Source organism: Vibrio sp. J2-4 (genome assembly GCF_021728155.1).
GTDB classification, from domain to species: Bacteria; Pseudomonadota; Gammaproteobacteria; order Enterobacterales; family Vibrionaceae; genus Vibrio; species Vibrio diabolicus.
On record NZ_JAKKCN010000003.1, the window covers coordinates 325,875 to 349,952 of the forward strand.

Consider the following 24,078-nt stretch of genomic DNA (forward strand, 5'->3'; position numbering starts at 1 on the left):
AATTAATTCGGTTTATCGATTGCCCTCTTTGAAATGTAATTGAGAACCATTTACATTAATTTAAAAGAAAACATTGAGATACTTACAAAACGAAGTGTCCAAGAAAGTAGGCGCCCCCTACTAAGGAATGATTGATATGACAGCACTAATTACTCAATGGCTAGAACGAGACCCTGATCCTAAGACTCGCGAAGAGCTACAACACCTCGTCGATACAAATAATGAACAAGAGCTTACTGATCGCTTTGGATCACGCCTTGCCTTTGGTACAGCAGGGTTACGCGGCAAAGTGGGCGCAGGTCCAAACCGAATGAACCGTTTGGTGATTCAAGAGACAGCCACTGGTTTAGGAAACTATTTGCTAGAGCAAGTCAAAGATGCCGCAAGTCGTGGTGTCGTTATTGGCTACGACGGTCGTCCTGATTCGAAACAGTTCGCACATGATACCGCTTCCGTACTGACTGCCCTTGGTATCAAGGTGTACTTGACGTACGACGTCGCAGCGACCCCAATTGTTGCGTTTGGTGTCCGTACATTGAATGCTGCTGCCGCAGTTGTCGTTACCGCCAGCCACAATCCACCGGAGTACAATGGCTTTAAAGTATATTGGGAGAATGGCGCACAAATCATTCCTCCACACGACTCTGGAATCGCAGCGAAAATTGATGACGCAACAACAAAGCCATTACCTTTAATGTCTCTCGATGATGCAAAACAGCGCGGTTTGTTAGTTTGGTTGGAAGACGACTACTACCAAACTTACCGTAAAACGATGAACGAAAACGCGCTGCTTACTCCTGACAACAACACCGATATTTCTATCGCTTACACTGCGATGCATGGCGTTGGGGCGAATATGGCGGAAACGCTACTTACCGACGCAGGCTTCCAAAAAGTGGCAAGTGTTAAGGAACAGCGCGAACCTGATGGCAGCTTCCCAACCGTCAACTTCCCAAACCCTGAAGAAGCGGGAGCAATGGATATGGTGATGGCGTTGGGTAAATCTGTAGATGCTGATATCGCTTGTGCCAACGATCCAGATGCCGACCGTTTTGCAGTGGCGGTAAAACGCCCAGATGGCGAATACCAAATGTTAACCGGTGACCAAGTGGGGTCACTGTTTGGCGATTACTTGCTAGAACAGCAACCTAACGCTCTGGTTGGCAACACCATCGTATCATCAAGAATGCTGAGTAGCATTGCCAAAGCGCATGGCGCCCAATACTACCAAACGTTAACAGGCTTCAAATGGCTCACGAACGTTGCAATGGAGCAAGAGACAGAAGCCAATCCATTCTTGTTTGCTTATGAAGAAGCGCTCGGTTATACCGTGGGTAACAAGGTGTGGGATAAAGATGGTTTATCTGCAATCGTCGCATTTGCTCAGCTAACAGGTAAACTTAAAGCTCAAGGCAAAACACTATGGGATAAACTGGAAGAACTGTACCGCGAGCACGGTTTCTACTTTAACGCTCAGCGCAGCATCGCTCTCGACCCGAACTCTCCACCAATCGGCGACAAACTCCGTGCAAACCCACCAACAGAGATTGCTGGTAAAAAAGTCGCAGTAACTGAAGATCTAAAAACATCGGTTCGCATGTTTGATGACGGCTCAGAAGAATCCATTGACTTACCAGCAAGTGACGTATTGATTTATCACCTAGAAGATCAATCTCGCGTGATTGTTCGCCCTTCGGGTACTGAGCCAAAACTAAAATGTTACTACGAAGTCATCAACCTCTTCCCTGCGGATATGAGCTATGCACAAGCACAGCAAGCGGCAGAGGCGAAGATGAACGAACTTATCGACGCGCATCAGACAAGTTTGTAAGTCAAAGAGAAGTAGAGACATCTGATACGATAAGAGGCGCAAATTCGCGCCTCTTTTTTTGATTTTGACTAGAACAAGTCAAGCTAACCAGTGCTTTTCCCTAGCTTACAATTTCCTTTTGTAGAAAGTACTTGTGGATGCCCTCTGCAGGATAGCCTGAGTACTGCCCTACTTTTTCAAAACCCAATTTGAGATAGAATTCGAGAGCTTGGAAGCTGTAGGTATCCAAATAAACATGGGTAACCCCGTGAGGCTTTACTTTTTCTTCTAACATTGACATTAACTGGCTACCGATACCAGATGTCCGACTTTCAGCATCTACCCACAAAAACTCAACAAACACCGTGTTTTTAAACATTTCGCCAGTCAGACCACCCATGGTCTTGCCATTCTCATCTTTAGCAAAACATCCCACAGCATGCACTTCCCCTTCAGGCAAATGCAGTCGGTTATAAGATCGAATACCTTCACGAACAGAATCAAGGTCTGTTTGATCTGGATTTAAACAAAATTCAAGCTTCATACATCCTCTCCTTAGGAAACACCAATATCCTAAAACAAAAAGCCAGCAATTGCTGGCTTTCTGGTGGAATATGATAACTTTACAAGGCGAAACTGCTCAGCATCCACAACGCGAGAATAACGAACACTAAACCCATTAGTTTATGTTGATACGTGCGGAATTTTTCGTTCTCGAGCAGCCCCTTACCCAATGTGCCTGCCAGCCCAACAAGTAATAAATTGAATGACAAGCCAAGGACGTTTAACAATAACCCTAGTGCTAGCATCTGCTCACCAGAAGACGCTGTAATATTGCTTGAGACAAACTGCGGCAAAAACATCACAAAAAATACCAACGCTTTAGGGTTAAGCAAATTACTCATCAAAGCACGTTGATAATAAGTTGACGCCATTTTGTTTTGACCATCAAGCTCTGGAGCCGAAGATGCCTCAGCTCGTAAGCAGTCCCAACCCATTTTTAACAAGTAAGCGCCACCTAAGAGATGAAGGACTTTAAGGGCGATTGGGCTCATTGCAATCAGGGTAGATACTCCCATTGCAGCAAGCAAAGTAAGAATAACACCAGACGTCGCATTGCCTAAGCTAGCAAACAGACCGACCTTCTTACCGTAACTCATACTAGAGCTCGCGATAAGCAACATATCGGGCCCTGGTAACAGCAACAAAGCCACTACTGCGGTGAGATAAACAGGAAGTACAGATAAATCAATCATGATGGAACCGCTTTTTCTACAACAAAGCGGCGAATGTTATACCAACAAAATGACAACAGCCAGCCCAAAATCACCAAGATAATTCAGAAAATAAAAATCATAGTTTGCCAGGACGAAAAATAACAATCAATTCGCCTATTTATAAAAATCGAATAGCAATTTTGTACAAAAATAAGCACGATGGATCCGTTACACTTCTAAGATGATTTTCTTGAGCAGACCGGATAAAGATGAAAGAAAAGAATAAGGAAATCGCTACCTTCAAGATAGCTCAAGAGCTCGGCGGTTTAGAACTTCTCGATGCAAAGTATGAGAAGCAGAATTTTTCACGCCATAGCCACGAAGGTTACACTATTGGCGTCATCGAGAAGGGAGCACAGCAGTTCTTTCGAACAGGCGGAAATCATATCGCGCCACAGGACAGCATCATCCTTGTAAATGCAGATGAAGTACACAACGGGCATTCGGCCTCAGAAGGCGGTTGGGAATACAAAGCAATGTACCCCGTACCACAGCAGTTTCAGACCTTGGGGCAAGAGCTTGGTTCACCAAATGTAGCTCTGCCCTATTTTCCTCAACCTGTGGTTTACGATCCTGAGCTGGCTAGTCAGTTGCGATTGGTGTTTGAAACGCTAGAAAAATCAGACAACCGACTACTACGAGAAACTTTGATTTACGGCACGTTGATCAAACTAGCCAGCAAACACAGCACCCACCGGGCACCGCTCAAAGAATCAACCAGAGCTCAGCGACAAATACAGTTGGTCAAAGAGTTTTTGGAAGACTTCCCGCAAACGGACGTCTCGCTAGAAGAGCTCGCAAAACTGGCTGGGTTAAGCCCTTTTCATTTGCTAAGAGAGTTTCAAAAACAGTTTGGCTTCCCTCCCCATGCTTATCAAATTCAGCAACGTTTACGTATGGCGAAGAAGCTACTAAAAATGGGACAAAAAATTTCAGATGTGGCACAAGAATGTGGCTTCCATGATCAAAGCCATCTGCATCGACACTTTAAAAAAGCCATGGGCGTCACTCCCGGCCAATACGTCCGTCACAGCTAAAGCAGCAATATTGTACAAGGCGTTATGCGACTACCGAGCTATCTTGGTAGCCTGATTTAGGAATAACTAAGAAGAAACTATGGACCACACTTTGCCGTTACAAGAAGAATCAAAAGCCACGCTATTTTGGCAAGGCACACTTGCGATGATGCCACTGAGTATCGCGGTGTTACCGTGGGGTTTGCTCGCAGGCTCATTCGCGATTGATACTGGGCTTCACCCTTTGGAAGGACAAGCACTATCCGCCATTCTGTTCGCAGGTTCCGCGCAGCTCGTCGCGATGGGGATGATTAAATCGGGGGCAGGTCTAGTAACCATGTTACTAACAACGTTTTTTATCACCTCTCGACACTTCCTCTACAGTGTATCGATGCGCAGTAAAATTGCACCACTTCCTCTTAAATGGCGGTTATCACTCGGATTCTTACTCACTGATGAGCTGTTTGCGATTGTAGGTCATCATTCCGATAAACAATTTAATCGCTGGTATGCGCTTGGGGCTGGTTTGAGTTTTTACCTGTTTTGGAATATCGCGACATTGACGGGCATTATTGCGGGAAGCCTGATCCCTGAACTGAACGAAATGGGATTGGAATTTGCTGTGGCCGCGACTTTTATCGCAATTGTAGTTCCGACTATTAAAAATATGGCGGTGCTCGCGAGTGTTGTCGTGGCATTAGTGAGCTCGGTCGCCCTAACCTATTACCAAGTGGAAGGAAGTTTGATGATTTCGAGCATTTTAGCCATGCTTACAGGCTACTTTGTGGAACAAGTACAGGAGAAACACTAATGATCATGTTGTCTATTTTACTGATGACGGGACTTGTTTTCACCAGCCGCTACTTGTTTTTAGAACCCAAGCTACCACTGCGATTAGGAACACGTACACAAAAAGTGCTCAACTACGCCAGCCCTGCGGTACTCACTGCGATCTGGGCGCCTATCGTTTTCATTCCCGATGGAGCACTCAGCGTGAATGTGCACAACCCATTTTTATTGGCTGCCTTGCTGGCTGCGTTAATCGCGTACTTTACTAAAAATGTTCTTTTAACGACGGTGATCAGCATGGTGGTATTTCTCGTTCTGCGAATTTGGCTTTAATCCGCCACCCACTCAATCTCCAACAAGGTGACATCACCACACTTTAATCGTCCAAGGAAGATGTCACCTTTATGCACCTCACCAACTCCTTTTGGTGTGCCGGTCATTACCACATCGCCATCTTGAAGTGTTGTGTAACTCGTTAATTCATCCAAAATGGTTAGCGGCGGATATAGCATCTGGTTAACGTGACCTTTTTGTACACGAACGCAGTTAATCAAGAGCTCTAGGTTAAGATCATTAATATCAATGTTATCCAAAGAGACAAATCGACTAAACACTGCGGAGCCATCAAACGCTTTAGCACGCTCCCAGGGCAACCCTTGTTGTTTAAGTGAAGACTGCAAACCGCGCTTGGTCAGATCCAATCCCAAACCGACCGCTGAATAACGTCCATCTTTGATCAGAAAACAGATTTCAGCCTCGTAATGAAGAGGCTCTTGATGAAATGAACGCAGAGTCGTCGATACGGAAGTCGCGGGTTTATTAAATACCACCATTTGCTCAGGGATCGCATTATCAAGCTCATGAATATGTTCAACGTAATTTCGCCCAACACAAAGCACTTTACCCACTTCTACTTTCTTTTCTTCAACTTGAATAACGCTCATCGCTCTTCCCTGCAAAACAAAAACCTCATCATAATCTAACCTATTGACTTAACGACACTAAATCCCATCCTCTAGTGTGAAAAATAAGACATTCACCCCGTTTTGAGTTTTGTATCATCTAATTGAAACATCACGGTATTTACAAAACAAATAGACAAAAAAGCCAGCACGAGGCTGGCTTTAAATCAATAAGGGTGAATGATTGTTCTCGCTAAATCCTATTATAGGTAGTAACGAGCACCTATCGCCCATTTGTCATCAGTTTCACGACCATGGTCATCATTTAGGTCAAACTGGTAACCCGCGTAACCAACAAATTTAGGCGTGAAGTTGTACTCTGCCTGCAGTGCCATTTCCTCACGAGCGGTTTCTGTTTTAGAATTTTTGAACTCTTTACCTTCAACCATCTCGTAGTTAACGCTCAAGTTTAAGCTGTTCGCTAGAGCGTATGCGATGATCGCTTCGTACGTATCACTTTCCGCCAAACGGTCGCCATTTACACTGAAGTTCATATTTTCATTTGAACCATATACCGCGGCAAGGAACAGACCTTGGCCGTAAGCGCCGTAAGATGCAGACACAACATGTGATTCTGCGGTGTGTTTACCTGTGTAAGCAGGGTGTTGGAAGTCACCACCGTTGTATGAGTAGCCAATTTTCGCGCCCATGATTGCGTAAGAAAGCGCAACTTGCATGCGGTCATCGTATTTAAGACCACCAGTGATAGTACCTGCGTCGTTACGCGTGTATTCATCATTTGCGCCTTGCCATCCAAGACCAACGTTAATCGCACCTGCTTCGCCTAAATCAAAGCCATTTCGATAAGACAGCATTTTATCCGCACGACCTGTGCCTAGGTTTCCGTGATCGTCGTAAATGAAGTCATTCGCAAACGCAATTGGCATATCCGCGATGCCTGCTACATCATAGTAAGGTGACCATTGCGTACCACCTACTGCACGACCGTAAACCTCATGTGTTAAACCTAAGTAACCTAGACGAGTTTTAAACGACTCTTCACCGCCATCTAAGTAGTTTAGAGCCCATTCACCACGTGCGTCTGCGGTGAAGCCATTGCCTAAATCTTGTGTCGCAGAGATATTGATACGAGGAGAGTTAGTACCAACATCCGTGTCACCTTGCTCTGAACCATTTAAGTTAACAGAAACGTGGCCGCCCATCGAAAATGTTGTGCCATCGTTATTATAAAGTTCCACTGCCACTGCTTGAGTGCCGAAAGTTGCTGCTGCGATTGCCGCTGCTAATAATTTTTTATTCATTTCTAAATCCATTACTTATTAGTTGGTTAGTCAGTTTTAGACCCAGCTCTGATTCACTTTCGTAAAACGAAATGATGAACACAGAAAGGAATACAAAGGCCCTCTGGGGCATCTTTTCCGCCAGAATGGATTTACCTTTGTGTAACAACTGCCGACACTTTATTTGATTAGTTCCTGATAACCGAGTGAAAAATTCTCAGCAAAAAACTAAAAAGCAAACGTTTACTTATCCGAAAAAAAATCCAGGCGTAAAAACCTTACAAAAAGAAATGCTTTAACGAGATAGTGCTCACAAATACTTGATGAACCCCAACTTTTGAAAATAACTTTCCCGTCAAAATGAAATATTTACTTACATTTTGGAACAAAAATAGGTTCAGGAACTTTTTGAAAAAAGCACGGTCTCCAATAGAAGGCAGAAAAACCTCAAAAAAGATAAAACCTTTCTTTTTATAAGAGATATAAGAAGGGGCACTTATTCTCGCCAGCAATAAAAGTGCAATCAAATCATAACTTAACAGAAATCTATCTTTCATTTTCAGGGTTTACCTTAGCGTCATCAACACATCGGGCAAGAAAGCCCATCGATTACAACTAGGGTAATAAGAAAATGAAAAAGGCAGCACTAACTACTGCAATTCTTACAGCATTGGTATCAGCACCATCATTCGCAGCAACAGTATACAAAAACGACGGTACTGAATTAAAAGTTGGCGGCCGCGTTGAGTTCCGTGGTGACTTCATCGGTTCAGGTGGTGCTGAAGTTGAAGGCTCAATGGAAGATAAAAGCCGCGCTCGTCTTAATCTAAAAGGTAAAACGGACATCGGCAATGGCCTTTCTGCATTCGGTGTTTACGAAGCCGAGCAAAAAACGGGCAAAAGTGAATTCAAAAACCGCTACATGTATGCAGGTGTCGACTCTGATATCGGTGCTTTCTCTGTAGGTCGTCAAGACATGGCTGCAGTCATCATCTCTGACATGACGGATATCACTGAGTTCTCTGGTGTTCAGCAAGTTATCGATTCGTCTTCTGATAAGCAAGACAGCGTTTTCGCATACCGTGGTGCGTTTGATGCGCTACAACTGCAAGCAACCTACCAAGCAAACTCTAGCGATAACGAAGATAAATACGGCATCTCTGGAATGTACTCACTGCCAATGGGCCTAGACCTCGGTCTTGCATATTCTGGTGGCGACGTAAATAAAGACAACTCTGAAGATCAAATTCTAGGTGGTATCGCCTACTCGATGGATAACCTATACCTAGCAGGTACTTATTCTCAAGGTTCCCTGACTGACGCTGAAGACTTTACGGCTTACGAGCTAGTCGCAAGCTACAAAGTAGCAAGCAAAGTGACACTTGCTGCGCTATACACAGCTCAAGAGAATGATCCAGACAACAGTTCAAAGTACGACACCGTTGAAGGTATCGAGCTTGTTGGTTACTACAAACTAAACAGTAACTTCCGTACTTACCTGTCTTACTACATCAACCAACTCGATGAAAAGAAGGATGTAGTAGATGGTAAAGTGAAAGTGGTTCAAGGTGAAGACACACTACGTCTAGGCGTACGTTACGATTTCTAATTCACTCTTGTCCTAAGAGCGAGTCCAATTGGCCAGCATGCTTGCTGGCCATTTTTTTGTGTAACCCAACATAACTCGATAAATTTTCACACTATCCAAACGTCGCTCAGCAATGAAAAACGAGCGTAGTGACTCCTGCCTCTGCCCTCTTTTAATGCGATTTGTCACTAAGTTAGTGCATTTCTCCTAATAGCCAACCGAACTAAAATAAAAAGACAATTAAAATCAAATAGATAAAAATTGGCACGCGTTCTGCAATATTATTTATGCAAATGCATGGCAGCGTTTGTGCTTCTCGTTCTTTGTACCTGTTATAACAGGCACGTCCTTTGAATTGGTAATGTCGCCTCCCTCTGGGAGGCATTTTTTTATTGGCGCGAAAAACAATAGGACGTATGATCCCGCCACCTCTATCAAACTGGAATTTTTCAATTGAATCATCATCCTGTTCAAGGTGCGTCCTGGATGCTAACAGCTGGCTTGGCATTCGCCATAGTGAACAGCTTCGCCCAAATTGCTAGCATCAACTTTGGTGTCTCTTCCACCACATTCGCATTATTCCAATACGCTATTGCCTTATTTGTCATTCTGCCCTATCTGCGTACACTTGGAATTAGACGCTCACTAAGAACCCAACACTTTGGTTGGCATGCCTTCCGTATTTTTCTCTCTGTTATCGGGATTCAGCTTTGGCTTTGGGCACTCGCTTATCCAGTTCCGATTTGGCAAGGCATTGCGCTGCTGATGACCTCTCCGTTATTTGCAACGGTTGGATCTGGCTTGTTACTCAAAGAGAAAGTAGGTACTGCACGCTGGTTAGCAACATTAACAGGGTTTGTTGGTGCTATGATCATTCTTGAGCCGTGGGCAGATTCATTTACATGGGCGACCCTGCTTCCTGTTGGCGCCGCATTTTTCTGGGCAGCGTATTCTCTGATGGTAAAGAAAATGTCGGTCAACGATCCGCCCTCAACCATGGTTGTCTATTTATTACTGCTGATAACGCCGTTTAATATCTTATTGGCAATACCGACATTTACGATGCCAAATACCTGGACGATATGGGGCGTACTTTTAGCCGCAGGCGCGCTTACTGCACTCGCTCAATGGGCTATCGTTAAAGCATATGCAGTAGCAGACGCTTCATTTGTACAACCATTTGATCACGCAAAACTGCCTTTGAATGTCGTTGCTGGCTGGTTGGTGTTTGGCTGGGTACCACCTGGTCGTTTATGGCTAGGCGCCGCGATTATTATTGCCTCCATTGCGTTTATTACGCACTGGGAAGCGAAAAAGACAAAGCTAGTTGAAAGAAAAGTCTAATTTCGAGGTTCTATATTTTCAGGAAAGGAAATGAGGAACACCATATGAGTCAACCAATCAAAATTACACTGTACCGCTGGGCTGGTAGTTGGGGTCCATTCAAAGTCAATATTCCTTGTGGTGAATGTACGTTAACTAAAGATATTTTGACGGATACTTTTAAAAACGAACTCGCTGATGTCCCCGTTGAACTGGAAGTAAAAGATTGGTTATCACATTGGTGGGAACCATTAAAAGCAGGGGCCTGGCATGCACCGATTCTTATTGTCGAAGGAAAAGTGGTCAGCCAAGGAGAAGCGCTAAACCGGGGCGTGCTTGTGCAATCAGTTATCGCTGAATGGGTCAAACGCGATGAGCTAAAAGGCAACATTGTTTATGGTAAAGCCACCTGCCCTTACTGTGTCAAAGCGAAACAACTACTTGACGATGCTGGTGTTCAATACGAGTATCATGACGTGGTTAAAGACAGCGCCGCTTTGTATCGCATGATCCCCGAAGTAAAAGCCATCATTGGAGAAAAAACGCCGGTAACAGTGCCGCAGATCTGGTTGGATGGAAAGTATGTTGGAGGCGCTGACGATTTAGAAAAGTGGTTAGCAGCAAAGGGGCTAGATAAAGTGCCTAATAATGTCGTGGAGATACCAAGCCAATCCGCTTAGCGTTTGATTCAAATGCCATCCGTCTTTGAGTAGTGGTTTACCAATGTTGTTCAATATGTAGGCTGCCACTAAAAACAAGACAGATAAAAGCAAAAAGCCCTGATTCTTCAATCAGGGCTTTTTAAATTATTTCGCCAGTTTTTTCATAACACGAGCAAAAACAGAAGCTTTTTTCTTCTTCGCTTTACCGTAAAGCGCTTTGTGCATCGCGTCTTTTGCAATCATCTGGCCAATATAAGCACCACCAAGTTCGTTACCCATGACCTTCTCCTGAATGTATTGACTTAACTATGTTGTAATTTTACACCACAATTAGATAAAAACAAGACTAGCGTCACATTTATTTTGTAATTAACTTTCAGGTTAGTTCTGATTACTTTTTCGAAACGGGCGCCTATCGCTTAGGTTGCTGGTATGTTTTACCCGCTGCGACGTACGTATCTTTCTGTTTGATTTCAAAGAATGTTTCAAAGAACCACGCAGCAAATTTGATCAAGTGATCGCCTTCATTCATGACGTGCTCCACGTATTCTTGCTCTTCTCCGGACTCGTCTTCTTGAGTGGTAATATGGTAAATACGTTTCTCGCCATCAACTTCTGCAAGACCAAACTGACCCGTTAGGGATTGTGCCGCTTGTGCAACTTCTTCTTCCTCACACGCCTTCAAGACTTCGAGTGCCTTTGGCATGCTTTCTTGCTGAGTAATTTCTTTTACCAGTGTTTCAAATTCGTTTTGTTGCATTCTTTCACCTAACGATTAGAGATCGGATAGTCATTTGGGCAGAAAGGTATCCCCAAGCTGAGAGGAGCATCAGGCATTGCCCTCTTCCTCTCAAACTGAGTCATTCAATATACACAATGATCCTGACTTAATTTAGCAGCGCATTTTAGAAAGCTGCCTCTTTCGTTGCAAGTATATTCAGGTGGAAGTTTCTGCTTGAATCGTCCCTTCTGGCACTTTACGAAATTGGCTTAGTACGAGAACAAAGCAAGAAAGTAACGCAATAAACAAATAAAACACCCCAAGCTGGTTTTGATTCGTGACCCAAGAATCTACCAAGTATCCGCCAAACAAACCGGCTAAACACATTTGAATTGATCCAGATAGCGCAGAAACCGCTCCGGCCTGTTGCTTATGTGGCGACAGCAACAAACTAATTGATACCGGAAACGACATGCCTTGGGCAAAACTTAAACACGTAAATGCCACTAGTAATGAAAATACACTGAAGGGTGTAACCAATAACATGAAGCCAGCAATAGCAACAATCGCGAAACTCATCAGCAAGATTTGCTGAGCTTTGTAACGAGCGTTGATCAAATTAAGCACCAAGCTACCCGTCAGCAAACCAACTGACGGTATGATCATCAAAGAACCGTAATCTGCCGCCGTTAAGCCTAACTCTTGTTGCATTAAAAATGGATACAAGGAGAGCGTAACCAGAGCCGATAAATAACTAAGCCAGTTGTAGCTCGCACTACCAATCACTTGTGTATTCGTTAACAGACGCAAATAATTCGCGCTGACTTGGCCTACTTTAAATTTTCGCTTCGGGTAAGGCAGCGTTTCTGGCAACACCAATAAACCAAGTGTAAAAATTGCCATTAAGTAAATCAGCACAAACACGAAGACAGCATGCCAACTCAGGTGAAAAGCAATCCAGCCACCAAACAGCGGAGCAATAATTGGCATCACAGATGCCGTGACTGAAATATAAGATAGCGCTTTGGTTAATTGCATACCGTCATAACTGTCACGCAATACGGAGCGACCAAGCACCGAGGCACTGCCCGCTCCCAAACCTTGTAGTAACCGCCCCGCTTCAAGAGCGATAATGTTGTCCGAAAACGCGATACACATAACCGTACCAACTAGGTACACACTTTGGCCCAGAATAAACACTGGTCGACGACCAATCGCATCAGACAATGGGCCGTAAAAAAGCTGAGAGATACCGAAACCAACGAGAAATAGTGTGACGAGATTCTGAATCGAATGTTGCGGCAAATTCAAGTCATGACCAATCAATGGTAAAGAAGGAAGATAAATACTAACGCCAACTTGGCCTGTGGCAATGATCATCATCGCTAATAACAATGGTGTTTTACGCAAACGTTCCTCCTACTTTGTGACAGATTGATGGCAAACAGTGTATATTTGATACTCAAAGATGATAATCAGCTAAGTTGGAAAGGAATTAATTCCCAAGGAGACACAATGGACTGGATTCAAAGCGTGAAGAGTTATATTCGTGTGGTCGAAGAAGGTAGCTTTAATGCTGCAGCGCGGAAACTCAATACCACCAGCTCAGCTATCAGTAAACGAGTTCAATGGCTAGAAGATAAAATTGGCGTTCAGCTACTTAAACGCACGACCCGCTCTATTAGCCAAACCGAAGCTGGTGCGCTGTTTTATCAACGAGCAAAAAGTCAGTTGGATTCATGGCAATCAGTATTAGATGAAACTCGCTCAGTCAATCAATCACCAGCAGGGTTATTGAAAATTGGCGCGACACTGGCGGTTGGTTCTAAGTTTTTGGTGCATTACCTAGATGATTTTCTTGAGAAATATCCAGACATTACGCTTCAATTAACGACAACGCTACCGGGCCAATTGCCAGAGCTAAGCTTAGACCTGTTTATTAGCCGGGAATTAGAGCAACTTAATTCGCTAAGTTTCAAAGCCACCGCACTTTTCGAACATAAAGCCCAGTTTTACGCCGCGCCTAGTTACCTAAAAAAATATGGCACGCCACAATGCGTTGAGGATCTGACAGAGCATAATGTCCTGATTTGGGGTGAAAAGCCCTCACGAGAAATCAAAACCAATCGAGGCAAACGTATCAGCTTGTCCGGTAACTTTGCCACGACCAACCCAGAAGCGCTGTTTCATGGTGCCAAAAGAGGCATGGGTATTCTGATGACGAATAACGTCATGATCAAAGATGATCTCAAATCCGGAGCTTTAGTGCCTATCTTGCCCGATATCACAGCGGATAAAGCCACTGTATATGCCTACTATCCAAAGCTGGATTATCAGCATACCCGAACTAAGCTGTTCCTCGATTATCTCAAATCGCGATTAGAAGAGGAGAAGCGCGCCTAGCTTAGCGTTTTTATCGCTATACCTTTAAAAGGTTCAAGCATAAAAACATGAAAATAATGATTTGTTCGTTCACAAAATTTGAAAAATTCGCCTTAGTAACCGATAGTTTATTTGATGCATATCAAATAATAATTCTTCGTGTCTCACACGATATGGTAATCACAACGCTAGGTGAAATGCTCAATGGGTCAGGTACAAATCAGTTTCCACAAAATTGATGAAATATTGAAGCTAAACGGCACGGCTCAGCTAAACCGAGTCACGTTAGATATTCATCAACAATTGCAGAGCCATTGCACTTGCGTTGTAGAAGTTGCGCATCTTCAACATTCGGCTCATACCATCTCCTTCGCTAGCAATGGAAAAATTACAGACAATCTAAGCTACCACCTTTCAGGCACCCCCTGTGAAAAAGTGGCAAAAGACATTGGCGAACATATTTTCTATCAGGACCAAGTTTACAAACGCTTTCCTGAAGATCAGATGTTTCAAGAGGATGGTATTCAAGCTTACATTGGTCTGCCATTAAAGACACAAAATGGCGAGGTTCTGGGAATTTTATTGTCCACCTTTACCCGAAGCATCCACGCTAAGGAAGCGCAAGATATCCTCGACTTCCACCGCTTTTATGCCAATGTCATTATTCACAGCTTACGTGAAAAGTGGGTCAGTGAACGTTCAGATAAGCTTCTTAATCAGCTTAGCTATGAAGTATCGCATGATAACCTAACTGGACTGCTCAACCGTAGCTGCTTAGCTGACACCTTGGAGACATTGACGCAACAGGCCACTCGTCCATTCAGTTTGGCTTACCTAGACATCGATAACTTTAAATCGATCAATGATATCAACGGAAACTACATCGGCGACCAAATCATTAAGTTTACGGCGAACGCCATTCAACAAAGCTTGTCATCGCCAAACAACGCTTTTCGTGTAGCAGGAGATGAATTCGCCTTCATTACTTACGACGAAGATCCTGTCGCCGTGTGTCAGGAAGTACTCGACAAAATTGAAAGCGGCTACAGCGACAAATCTAACCGAATTTCTTTCACTGTTAGTATTGGTATCGCGCGCGCACCAGTACATATGTTGAACAGCGATGAGCTAATTTTGAATGCCAGTCTCGCTCTCAAAGACTGTAAAAAACATCGCGATACACGAATTCAGCATTACGACACACACCTTAGCGCCCTTTATCACCGTAGAACGCAGCTTATTGAAGCTATGCGCATTCAACTTAGCGCTGACATACATGATAGCGAAGAGTTGTATGTCGTTGTTCAGCCAATCGTAGATATCACAAGCGATCGCTGGAATTACTTTGAAATCCTAGCCCGCTGGAACAGCAATGTTTACGGAAACATCTCCCCTGCGGAATTCATTGAAGCTGCCGAACAATCAGGCCTGATTATCGAGTTGGGTGAACGTATTATTGAGCTCGCATGTATCGCAAAACAAGAGCTAGAGGCCAACTTAGGATACAAAGTTAAACTCTCTATCAATTGCTCTGCGTATGAGCTGGTCGACTCTAACCGCTATATTAACCACCTAACTAACATGGTTGAAAAGTATCAGCATGAAGCAAAAGACTTTGTTATAGAGCTCACCGAGACCGTTTTACTCTCGCAAAGTGGTCGTGAACAGATGGTACTTAACTCATTGCGGTACTTAGGTTTTAAAGTCGCGTTGGATGATTTTGGTACGGGATACTCAAGCTTGAACTATATACACAATTATCCGATTGATAGCATTAAAATCGATGCAACCTTCGTCCAAAACATGCTCTCAAATACAACCTCTGAACAAGTGGTGTTTTTGATAGCGCAATTGGCAGAACTGCTTAATGTGGATTTGATTGCCGAAGGCGTAGAAGACGATAGAGCACTACAAAAGTTAATTGAAATGGGCTGCCACTACATTCAAGGCTATTTCTACTCTCGCCCACACAGTGTTGATGAAATCGTACACCTGATAAATGAACGTGAAGTGCGGAGCGCCTAAGAGCTCTAAACAAGCGACGGTCATGGAATGTAAATCTAGTTAATGCACAAAGTAAAAGAGACCAAGCTATGCTTAGTCTCTTTTTATTTTTTGAGCGAAGTACTTTGTTACAGCACTGCTTTCTCTTTATCGCGTAATAGCTTATCCATTTCATCTCTGTTCGCGACAAAGGTTGCCATCTCTTTCTTAGGAACAGAGCTCGCCATTGGGATGTTTGCTCGCATAGCGTTAACTGGACGGCCGTATTCAATCAATTCATAGTGAAGGTGTGGCCCTGTCACTCGACCTGTTTTACCGGAAAGACCGATACGCTGGCCTCGAGAAACCTTTTGCCCTTTCTTAACCAGGATCTTACTTAGGTGTAAGTAACGGGTTTTGTATTTGCTGCCGTGCTCAACAACCACGTAGTTACCCGCATAAGGGTGTTTACGAGTCATGATCACTGTACCGTCACCAGTAGAAACGACTGGTGTACCGGTTGGCACGGCAAAGTCAGTACCGTTGTGCGGCGCGACGCGCCCCGTTACTGGATGTAAACGATTAGGATTGAAGCCAGAACTGATACGCCAACGGCTACTTACAGGATAACGCTGGAATGCGCGTTGCAAGCTCTCGCCTTTAGCATTGTAGAATTGACCATCGGTATGAAGGTAAGCCGTGATTTCACGTCCGCGATTGTAGATCTTAATCGCCTCAATTTCGTTCTTGCCCGTTGGCACACCATTGATGCTTTGCGAACGACGAACGACTTCAAATCGATCACCTGCACGAAGATCACGCCCAAAGTTGAGCTGCTCTTTGAGTAAGCTCACAACTTGACTCACTTCTGCCGACGTTAGACCTAGTCGACTTGCAGAAGAAGAGAAACTGCCTTGAATAACACCAACCAATGGTTCTTGGCTCCACACGCCAGGAATCGAGATATCGGTAAAGTCATAGCTACCATCACTATTTAGTTGGTAGACCACTTTATCTGCAATAGAAAATTGCAGTTCCATTTTCTCTAACTCGCCTGTCGCATCATCACGCCAAAAGCGGAGCGTGTTGCCCGGCTTTAGTGTATCAAGTGCAAGGTAGTTCAAATCCGTTTCCATTACTTTCATTAACGAGCTGTAACCGAAACCGAGCTGGCTAAAAATAGTGCTTAGGTTGTCACCTGCTTGGATTTGATATTCGAAGTTCGGGGGAGTGACAACTTCGGCAGTTGTCGCATCAAGAATTTTTTCAACGACCTGAGATTCAGGCAGGTTCAATGCGATGGTTTTGGTTAAAGATGACTCTTTGAGAGAGTGAGAAACACCAATCGCAACTAAAACTGGCAAGGAGTATAACAGCAGCGCTCTACGACTTGTCAGATTCGGCAACCGTCTTGTAATTTCATTTGTAGACACGGGAATTACTATCTCCTTTCAAACAAGGCTCATAGCTTATGCATTCCCGTATAAGAAATCACTATGAAATTTCGAGATCTAGCGCAGAAAACACTGATTTTTTACAGAACTCAAAAAAATTTCATCACTGTTGCATATGTAAGTTATTCCCTACACGCTTTAATGTGGATGAATTTAATTGATTTGGCGTATCTGCCATTGCTTGATCGTCACCATGCGCTAAATATGAAAGCGTGATAATGGCATCACTTTCCCATGTAATTTGGGTAAATTTAACGCGGTCACCGACAAAAATACTGTCTAAAAGGACAACTCGGCTCGGCACGGGATCAAACTTAAACAAGCCAACATAGTTAAACGAACCGCTACCTTGTGTCGTTACAATCATCGGTGCAGCAATCCATGAAACACTCTCAATCTCACGCTGACTAATAAACGCAGTTGGAACAAGTACCTGACCTTTTGTCGCACCTGCATCATAATCGCCTATCAAATAGCCGTTTTCTTTGTCCCACTCATCAAGAAAAGTGACCGCTCCCTGCTCTGGTACTTGAATCGTCCATGGGTTGCGTGAAGTAATTCCCAGCGTCTCTTGCACAATAACATTGGTTTCTACTTCCGTTTGAGGAAACTTAGCCATGATCTCTTCATCAGACAAACTAAAGCGATAAACACCCGCGATCACAACCACGACCAATAATACGATCGGAATAAGAAGAATAAGTGGTATCGGCAGGATTCTTTTGTGAGCCATGAAGACTTCCTTGTTTAAAGGTATAAATGAAAAAGCGAGTATAGCATTGTATACCCAAATGATTTCATCCCTTCAAGTGTTTCAAAATTAAACTAAACTGACTGTATCCAAATGATTTTCAAGCCCAGAGTTCATAACTGGCCACTGACACTGCTCTCAGTGTTCCAAATTCATTGGTGTATTGGGAAGAATAGGTAATCACGATGACAACAACCATTCATACATGCGAATGCGCTTGCGGTTTAGTTGAGCTCCGTTGTAAGGGAGAACCCATCCGTACGTCTGTCTGCCATTGTTTTGAATGCCAAAAGCGGACAGGCAGTGTGTTTGGGGTACAGGCTCGCTTTGATAAAGAGCACGTAACCTTAAACGGTGAAGTCACCTGCTATACCCGAATGGGGGATGATGGCAGCGAGGTTCAGTATGAGTTTTGCCCTTCTTGCGGCACGACAATGCGCTTATTGGTCTCTACATTTCCTGAAATCATGATCATTCCCGTCGGTCTTTTTACTGATAAAGAGTTCCACCAACCAACGGTTTCAATCTATGAACAGAGGAAACATGGATGGGTGAGTTTCGAATGTACAATGGAACACATCAGGTAGGGGAAATCCCCCTCTATGTCGTTATCATGGTCAAAGCAAAAGCTCGATAAATGAGATTTTTTTGAGAATGATCAACCGAGTTTTACTGTAAGGGGTTTCGTAACGCGGTGTGAGCGTTATAATCGGCTCCTAACATTTGGTGGGGTTTTATTGTGATTTCCAGACTTCCTCGTTGGGTGGAATATGGCGCGTTTCTACTTGCCCTTCTCGCGGGCTGCGTCAATGCCGTTGGTCTTCTCGGCTTTCAACATCAAGCGATAACACATCTTTCGGGAACCGTAACTCAGCTAGGGAACAGCTTGTTAACAGGTGTGGATAGCTCCATTCACCTGCTCTTCATCGTATTTAGCTTTTTGATCGGTGCTGCCTTTAGCGGTTTTTTTATTGAGAGCAGTGCGTTAAAACTAGGGCGAAGATATGGTGTTGCACTGTGCATAGAAGGGAGCTTGCTCCTACTCAGTTTGGGCTTTTTGGTGCAAGGGGATTTGTACGGCCAATATCTAGCGTCAGCAGCATGTGGATTACAAAACGCAATGATCACTACATTCAGCGGCGCAGTAGTCAGAACCACACATATGACTGGGATCATCACCGATCTGGGGATTATGATTGGAGAAAGCTTAAGAGGTCGCCAATTTGATCGACGTAAAGCAAAGCTATTCCTATTCATTTTCTTCGGATTCTTGCTTGGCGGTGTCGCAGGAGCCGCACTTTTCGTGGTATATGGATTATATACGCTCGTTTTCCCTGCAATATTGGCTTTCGCTACGGCTCTGATCTACTGGAGTTACCTTTACATGCTTAGTCGCCAACAAAAAGCATAAAATCTCGAACCGATTGAGGCCGAATGCTTCAATCGGTTGTAGATCAACTCTCTCACCACTGCACATCATAATAAACGTTTTATCGTGTTGTAACGCAGCTAAAAAACCTTATAACATCTAGGGCTAACAGGGCTCCCGGCAAAAAGTTAGTTAGATCAAAGTCACATTTGTTTACCGTTTTATTATTCCAGTCACAATGCGCCCCATAATTCTCTGCGCTGCCCGCGCTCCGTGCTACAATTTTCTAACACAAGCAACATATTCGTATACACTTATACGTTATTTGACCAATTACCCGACAAATCGGCTGAATAACTAGATGTATTTAATGAATAGTATTGCAATGGATGCAGTTTGCGGGTACCCTCCGCAAAACTGTGATTAAATACGGATGTTTAGTGAATATTTATGTCATGGAAATGGCAAGTATTGACTAGTAGTAACACGAGACAACTATGCATAATACCACTAATGCTACTGAAGCACCTAAGGGCAACTTTTGGATGTTTTTCATCCCTTCCCTTATCGGTCTTCTACTCTTTATGGCTCCGATCTCATACGATGGCGGCCTAACTATCCCTGTTGCGGTTATGGCAAAAGTCATCCCGGCAGTATTAGGCGATACCTTGATCGCTATCGTCACCAGTATCATCGCTTTCATGGCAGTCGCTTCTGTTCTTTGCAAAATTTTCAAGCCTGCAGCGATTTTACGTAATGGATTTTTAAACGGTCTTTTCAATCCATCGCCACTTTGGCTTATTGTTCGCTTAATCGGTGGTGCAGCCGTATTAATGACATTCTTCCAAGTGGGTCCAAAAGCGATTTGGGAAGAAAATACAGGAGGCCTTGTTCTTACCGGTCTTCTACCAACTTTGTTTGCGGTGTTCATTTTTGCGGGCCTACTCCTTCCGCTTCTTCTGAACTTTGGTCTTCTTGAGCTGTTTGGCGCGTTACTGAGTAAAATAATGCGCCCGGTATTCAACCTGCCTGGCCGTAGCGCAATTGACTGTATGGCGTCTTGGTTAGGCGACGGCAGTGTTGGTATCTTGCTAACCAGCAAACAGTACGAAAATAAGTTCTATACTCAGCGTGAAGCCGCTGTTGTCGGGACAACGTTCTCAGCAGTATCGATCACGTTTAGCTTAGTGGTTATCGCTCAGGTACAGTTAGAGCATCTGTTCCTACCTTTCTACGGCGCAATCTGTTTAGCAGGTATTGTCGCTGCGGTTATCATTCCTCGCTTACCGCCGCTAAGCCTGAAGAAAGATCGCTACATTGATGGCAGCAACCCAGATAAAGATGCTGACGCCGTACCAGAAGGCCACACCACATTCTCATGGGGTATGGATCTAGCACTTAAGCGCGCGGGTCAGGTAACATCTGTTCAGTCGGTATTTAAAGAGGGCGTACATAACGCAATCGACATGGTGTTTGGTGTACTGCCTGTGGTTATGGGTCTGGGTACCGTGGCATTAGTGATTGCAGAGTACACTCCTGTATTTGAAATTCTAGGTCAGCCATTCATTCCATACCTAGAGCTACTGCAAATTCCAGAAGCTGTCGCCGCATCACAGACTATTGTTGTTGGCTTTGCGGATATGTTTATCCCGGCAATTTTAGCGGCATCAATTGATAATGAAATGACACGTTTTGTTATTGCAGCAATGTCAGTAACTCAGCTTATCTACATGTCAGAAGTTGGCGCCCTACTACTAGGCAGCAAAATTCCAGTAAACATTGTAGAACTGTTCGTTATTTTCATTCTGCGTACGCTAATCACATTACCTGTGATTGCTGGTGTTGCTCATCTGATTTTCTAAAATCAAAGCATCAATCAACAAAGGCTCCGCATTGTCGGGGCCTTTTTTATGTCTAAAACTCTATCTACAGCTCTATTCAGATCACTTAATTAGCAAACGCTCATAACTTACAACGAACAGCTCCAATCACGCCCCCTTTTACGACAGTTAAGTCGCTCTCATCTCACCAATAACGCCAACCTGAAACACTATGCTTTACGCAATTCTTTTCATTATGACGCTTTCATTAACAGAGCGCACAAATCTGATCAAACTCACGGTTTTTGTCGTAACTTACCGTTTTGTTTAAATTTGGTTAAAAAAGACAACAAATAGACTCATGTTTTTGACAAAGATGTCGATAAAAAAGATAACCAAACACAATAGGTTTCTCTTGATGCCGAATTCGCCCGTTCAAAAAGAGGTGAAAGCATAGTGAAGCCAACCGGGAGAATCAGAGGAAAGCTCATGAAATTTAGACATAAGGTTGTCACAGCCTCGTCATTTTTGCTGCTAATTACCGTGTCACTACTGTCGACGCAACAAGTTATGACGATCCGCTCCCAAACGCAGGAGCACATTGACTCGAGTGTGAACGAGATATTGACCAGTGTTGGCAATACCGTGCAATCAGAAATGAATGCTAAAAAGGATCTCGCTCGTTCTATTACTGAAGTTATCGAACTTAATCCAAGTTCACACAACTACGTTCAGAACATTCTTGAGCGACCAACACCAAAAGCCAGCTTTCTTGCGATTGGCTTTGGTTATGAAAGCAATGGCTTCGTGATTGAAAATGACGACGGCTGGGAAGCAGGACCAGACTACGATCCGCGTCAACGTCCTTGGTTCATCGCAGCTAAAAACAAAGGCGATTTGGTCGTAACAGACCCATACGTCGATGCGTCTTCAAAAAACGTCATCATCTCTGTTGGTACACCAGTAAAAGAAAACGGCCAGTTCTTAGCTGGTATGTTTTATGACCTTGAACTAACTACCCTTTCTGACCTCGTCAACCAAGTGAATCTGTTTGACGCTGGTTACTTATTTTTGGTCACCGCTGATGGAACAACCATTGCTCACCCTCAAAGCAAATACAACGGTGAAAAAGTTGGTAGCTACCTACCACAGGTCGATCTTACACAATCAACGCAACACATTGAGATCGATGGCGATCGTTATATGATTAACTTGACTCACATCCCGGGCGAGAACTGGTACGTGGGTTCAGTTATTGATGAAGCTATCGCCTACTCTGCCGTAGGAGAGCTTCGCAACAGCGCTATTATTTATTCAATCATTGCCGTGATTGCTTCTGTTATTGCACTGACTCTACTCATTCGCACGCTCATGCGTCCGCTGGACACTTTAAACAACGCGATTAAAGGTGTTGCGTCTGGGAAAGGCGATCTTACACAGCGCCTTGAAACTGATACTGACCAAGAATTCTCAGAGCTTGCTACAAACTTCAATACGTTCATGGAAAACTTGCAACAGCAAATTATTGAGTCGAAGAGTATTTCTGATCAAATTTTGAATGGCACTCAAATCACCGCTGAGGGTGCAAAAGATTCGGCAGGTGCTATTCAAACTCAGCTACAAGAGCTAGAACAATTAGCCACCGCGATGCACGAAATGTCTGTTACCGCGACTGAAGTTGCCAATAATGCGCAAGGCGCAGCGAGTGCAGCCAAAGAAGCTGATCAAGCAACGGTTGAGGGCTCTTCTGTGGTCGGTGAATCGACACAAACGATCAATATGCTTTCCGATAGCATTGACCTTGCTGTCGAAGAAGTGCAAGTGCTTGAATCTGCAACCGCCAACATCGAAACGATTCTAAAAGTCATCAACGATATTGCGGACCAAACGAACTTACTCGCGTTGAATGCCGCGATTGAGGCTGCACGTGCGGGAGAATCTGGCCGAGGCTTCGCCGTCGTTGCTGATGAAGTTCGCACACTGGCGCAACGAACTCAAGAATCAACAACAGAAATTCGTACTATGATTGAGCAGCTGCAATCTGGCGCATCATCTGTGGCAAATGCTATGCATCAAAGCAAGGGTAGCGCTGTAGAAGCCGTAGAAAAAGCAGACTTGGCAAACAACGCGCTACAACGTATTCGTGATGCGATTCAGCGTATTTCTGATATGAACTTACAAATAGCCTCAGCGGCGGAAGAACAAAGCTTAGTTGCGGAAGAGATCAACAACAATACGGTGAATATTAAAGACCTATCGACTCAAGTCGCCGAATCTGCAAATCGAACTAACGATGCTATGCAGGCACAGCAAGAAGATGTACATAAACAAGATCAAATATTAAACCGATTTACAGTCTAGTCTTCACCTAAAAAAACAGCGAGCCAATGCTCGCTGTTTTTGTTTTTAGACCTCTATCGCAGTGGTATCTAGACTTAGAACGCCTAGTTTTTAGTGTTGTTGCCACTCGGCTCAAAACTGTTATCACGCTTGCTATGCTGCCTTTCCCACTCTAGTTGAATTCAACATGGATATAGCGGTCATTGGAGCGACGATAATAACGATCATCCACTTTTAAATAGGTGAAATCTCCAATCTTTATGTAGGTACTATTACGAGGAATTCGGTCGTGGTAGTAGTAACTGCGTCTTGGTCGTCGAGACTCCACATAAATAACGTCACGATGTTTATACTTATACTTATACTTATACTTATACTTATACTTATGTTTATGCTTGTGCTTGTGCTTGCGTTTATGATGATGGTGATGCTCATGATGGTGATCATATCGATGACCATGCCTATGTTCCGGGTCAGCCATCACTTCTGTACTAAACACACCTAAAGACAATATAACGCCAACCATGGCAAAAGATAATTGCTTTGACACAACAGAGCCTCTTATTAATATCAATAGCAACATAATAGGT

Annotated in this window: 23 protein-coding genes; 13 read left to right on the forward strand and 10 right to left on the reverse strand. The window is 43.9% G+C overall.

The features are described from left to right. Positions 1–136 precede the first annotated feature (136 nt). Entirely contained in the window at positions 137–1,831 is a 1,695-nt protein-coding gene (locus tag L3V32_RS11685; protein ID WP_237284343.1) for a phospho-sugar mutase, read from the forward strand. A 100-nt stretch (positions 1,832–1,931) separates the two neighbouring features. Here L3V32_RS11685 and L3V32_RS11690 read toward each other — a convergent pair whose 3' ends face one another. Together L3V32_RS11690 and L3V32_RS11695 are read right to left on the reverse strand one after the other, a co-directional pair. Then, entirely contained in the window at positions 1,932–2,354 is a 423-nt protein-coding gene (locus tag L3V32_RS11690) for a GNAT family N-acetyltransferase (protein WP_046873711.1), read from the reverse strand. 79 nt (positions 2,355–2,433) lie between these two features. Further along, positions 2,434–3,066 (reverse strand): LysE family translocator, encoded by a 633-nt coding sequence (locus L3V32_RS11695; protein WP_005375522.1) that lies wholly within the window; start codon positions 3,064–3,066, stop codon positions 2,434–2,436. A 230-nt stretch (positions 3,067–3,296) separates the two neighbouring features. On the opposite strand from L3V32_RS11695, the gene L3V32_RS11700 reads away from it, so the two are divergent. The 3 genes from L3V32_RS11700 to L3V32_RS11710 all read left to right on the forward strand — a co-directional run bounded on the left by L3V32_RS11700 (position 3,297) and on the right by L3V32_RS11710 (position 5,225). Further along, positions 3,297–4,124 carry an AraC family transcriptional regulator gene (locus tag L3V32_RS11700; RefSeq protein ID WP_006742070.1) on the forward strand — a complete coding sequence of 276 codons (828 nt, stop codon included), beginning with the start codon at positions 3,297–3,299 and terminating at the stop codon, positions 4,122–4,124. 79 nt (positions 4,125–4,203) lie between these two features. Continuing rightward, positions 4,204–4,914, forward strand: a complete 711-nt coding sequence (locus tag L3V32_RS11705) for an AzlC family ABC transporter permease (RefSeq protein WP_046873712.1) — start codon at positions 4,204–4,206, stop codon at positions 4,912–4,914. Continuing rightward, positions 4,914–5,225 (forward strand): AzlD domain-containing protein, encoded by a 312-nt coding sequence (locus tag L3V32_RS11710; protein ID WP_006742072.1) that lies wholly within the window; start codon positions 4,914–4,916, stop codon positions 5,223–5,225. Before L3V32_RS11705 ends, L3V32_RS11710 begins: the two co-directional genes overlap by 1 nt. Here the strand turns inward: L3V32_RS11710 and L3V32_RS11715 are convergent. Both L3V32_RS11715 and L3V32_RS11720 read right to left on the reverse strand, forming a co-directional pair. Then, a complete protein-coding gene (locus tag L3V32_RS11715; protein ID WP_065645772.1) occupies positions 5,222–5,836 on the reverse strand; it encodes a fumarylacetoacetate hydrolase family protein in 615 nt (204 codons plus the stop codon). The two genes, L3V32_RS11710 and L3V32_RS11715, sit on opposite strands and share 4 nt — an antisense overlap. Positions 5,837–6,057: 221 nt before the next feature. Continuing rightward, positions 6,058–7,116: a porin gene (locus tag L3V32_RS11720; RefSeq protein WP_237284344.1), complete on the reverse strand. Its 1,059-nt coding sequence runs from the start codon at positions 7,114–7,116 to the stop codon at positions 6,058–6,060. Between the two features lie 610 nt (positions 7,117–7,726). Here L3V32_RS11720 and L3V32_RS11725 point away from each other — a divergent pair. The 3 genes from L3V32_RS11725 to L3V32_RS11735 all read left to right on the forward strand — a co-directional run bounded on the left by L3V32_RS11725 (position 7,727) and on the right by L3V32_RS11735 (position 10,686). Next, positions 7,727–8,704, forward strand: coding sequence for a porin (locus tag L3V32_RS11725; protein ID WP_226422072.1), 978 nt, complete (start codon positions 7,727–7,729; stop codon positions 8,702–8,704). Positions 8,705–9,169: 465 nt separating this feature from the next. Further along, the gene (locus tag L3V32_RS11730) at positions 9,170–10,027 is read left to right on the forward strand and encodes a DMT family transporter (RefSeq protein ID WP_005391192.1); all 858 of its coding nucleotides are present in this window, start codon (positions 9,170–9,172) and stop codon (positions 10,025–10,027) included. A gap of 44 nt (positions 10,028–10,071) precedes the next feature. Next, positions 10,072–10,686 carry a glutaredoxin domain-containing protein gene (locus tag L3V32_RS11735; RefSeq protein WP_053809571.1) on the forward strand — a complete coding sequence of 205 codons (615 nt, stop codon included), beginning with the start codon at positions 10,072–10,074 and terminating at the stop codon, positions 10,684–10,686. A 126-nt stretch (positions 10,687–10,812) separates the two neighbouring features. Here the strand turns inward: L3V32_RS11735 and L3V32_RS26090 are convergent, their stop codons facing one another. The 3 genes from L3V32_RS26090 to L3V32_RS11745 all read right to left on the reverse strand — a co-directional run bounded on the left by L3V32_RS26090 (position 10,813) and on the right by L3V32_RS11745 (position 12,799). After that, entirely contained in the window at positions 10,813–10,947 is a 135-nt protein-coding gene (locus tag L3V32_RS26090) for a hypothetical protein (RefSeq protein WP_005391196.1), read from the reverse strand. A 133-nt stretch (positions 10,948–11,080) separates the two neighbouring features. Next, positions 11,081–11,428, reverse strand: a complete 348-nt coding sequence (locus L3V32_RS11740; RefSeq protein WP_005391198.1) for a hypothetical protein — start codon at positions 11,426–11,428, stop codon at positions 11,081–11,083. A 177-nt stretch (positions 11,429–11,605) separates the two neighbouring features. Continuing rightward, positions 11,606–12,799, reverse strand: coding sequence for a multidrug effflux MFS transporter (locus L3V32_RS11745; protein ID WP_012842462.1), 1,194 nt, complete (start codon positions 12,797–12,799; stop codon positions 11,606–11,608). A 105-nt stretch (positions 12,800–12,904) separates the two neighbouring features. Between L3V32_RS11745 and L3V32_RS11750 the strand changes: the two genes are divergently transcribed. Further along, positions 12,905–13,792 carry a LysR family transcriptional regulator gene (locus L3V32_RS11750; protein WP_017635852.1) on the forward strand — a complete coding sequence of 296 codons (888 nt, stop codon included), beginning with the start codon at positions 12,905–12,907 and terminating at the stop codon, positions 13,790–13,792. 183 nt (positions 13,793–13,975) lie between these two features. Then, positions 13,976–15,796: a bifunctional diguanylate cyclase/phosphodiesterase gene (locus L3V32_RS11755; RefSeq protein WP_237284345.1), complete on the forward strand. Its 1,821-nt coding sequence runs from the start codon at positions 13,976–13,978 to the stop codon at positions 15,794–15,796. 107 nt (positions 15,797–15,903) lie between these two features. On the opposite strand, the gene L3V32_RS11760 is transcribed toward L3V32_RS11755, so the two are convergent. Further along, positions 15,904–17,187 carry a peptidoglycan DD-metalloendopeptidase family protein gene (locus L3V32_RS11760; RefSeq protein ID WP_031780190.1) on the reverse strand — a complete coding sequence of 428 codons (1,284 nt, stop codon included), beginning with the start codon at positions 17,185–17,187 and terminating at the stop codon, positions 15,904–15,906. Between the two features lie 124 nt (positions 17,188–17,311). Next, a complete protein-coding gene (locus L3V32_RS11765) occupies positions 17,312–17,941 on the reverse strand; it encodes a hypothetical protein (RefSeq protein ID WP_203342804.1) in 630 nt (209 codons plus the stop codon). A gap of 203 nt (positions 17,942–18,144) precedes the next feature. Between L3V32_RS11765 and L3V32_RS11770 the strand changes: the two genes are divergently transcribed. The 4 genes from L3V32_RS11770 (at position 18,145) to L3V32_RS11785 (ending at position 23,509) form a co-directional block, all read left to right on the forward strand. Further along, a complete protein-coding gene (locus L3V32_RS11770) occupies positions 18,145–18,546 on the forward strand; it encodes a GFA family protein (RefSeq protein WP_012842460.1) in 402 nt (133 codons plus the stop codon). A 152-nt stretch (positions 18,547–18,698) separates the two neighbouring features. Next, the gene (locus L3V32_RS11775) at positions 18,699–19,370 is read left to right on the forward strand and encodes a YoaK family protein (protein WP_006742080.1); all 672 of its coding nucleotides are present in this window, start codon (positions 18,699–18,701) and stop codon (positions 19,368–19,370) included. A 455-nt stretch (positions 19,371–19,825) separates the two neighbouring features. Then, on the forward strand, positions 19,826–21,190 hold the full coding sequence (locus tag L3V32_RS11780; RefSeq protein WP_031780191.1) for a YjiH family protein: 1,365 nt from the start codon (positions 19,826–19,828) through the stop codon (positions 21,188–21,190). Between the two features lie 447 nt (positions 21,191–21,637). Beyond that, positions 21,638–23,509 carry a methyl-accepting chemotaxis protein gene (locus L3V32_RS11785; protein WP_048625268.1) on the forward strand — a complete coding sequence of 624 codons (1,872 nt, stop codon included), beginning with the start codon at positions 21,638–21,640 and terminating at the stop codon, positions 23,507–23,509. A gap of 151 nt (positions 23,510–23,660) precedes the next feature. On the opposite strand, the gene L3V32_RS11790 is transcribed toward L3V32_RS11785, so the two are convergent. Then, on the reverse strand, positions 23,661–24,038 hold the full coding sequence (locus L3V32_RS11790; protein WP_237284346.1) for a hypothetical protein: 378 nt from the start codon (positions 24,036–24,038) through the stop codon (positions 23,661–23,663). Positions 24,039–24,078: the final 40 nt, after the last annotated feature.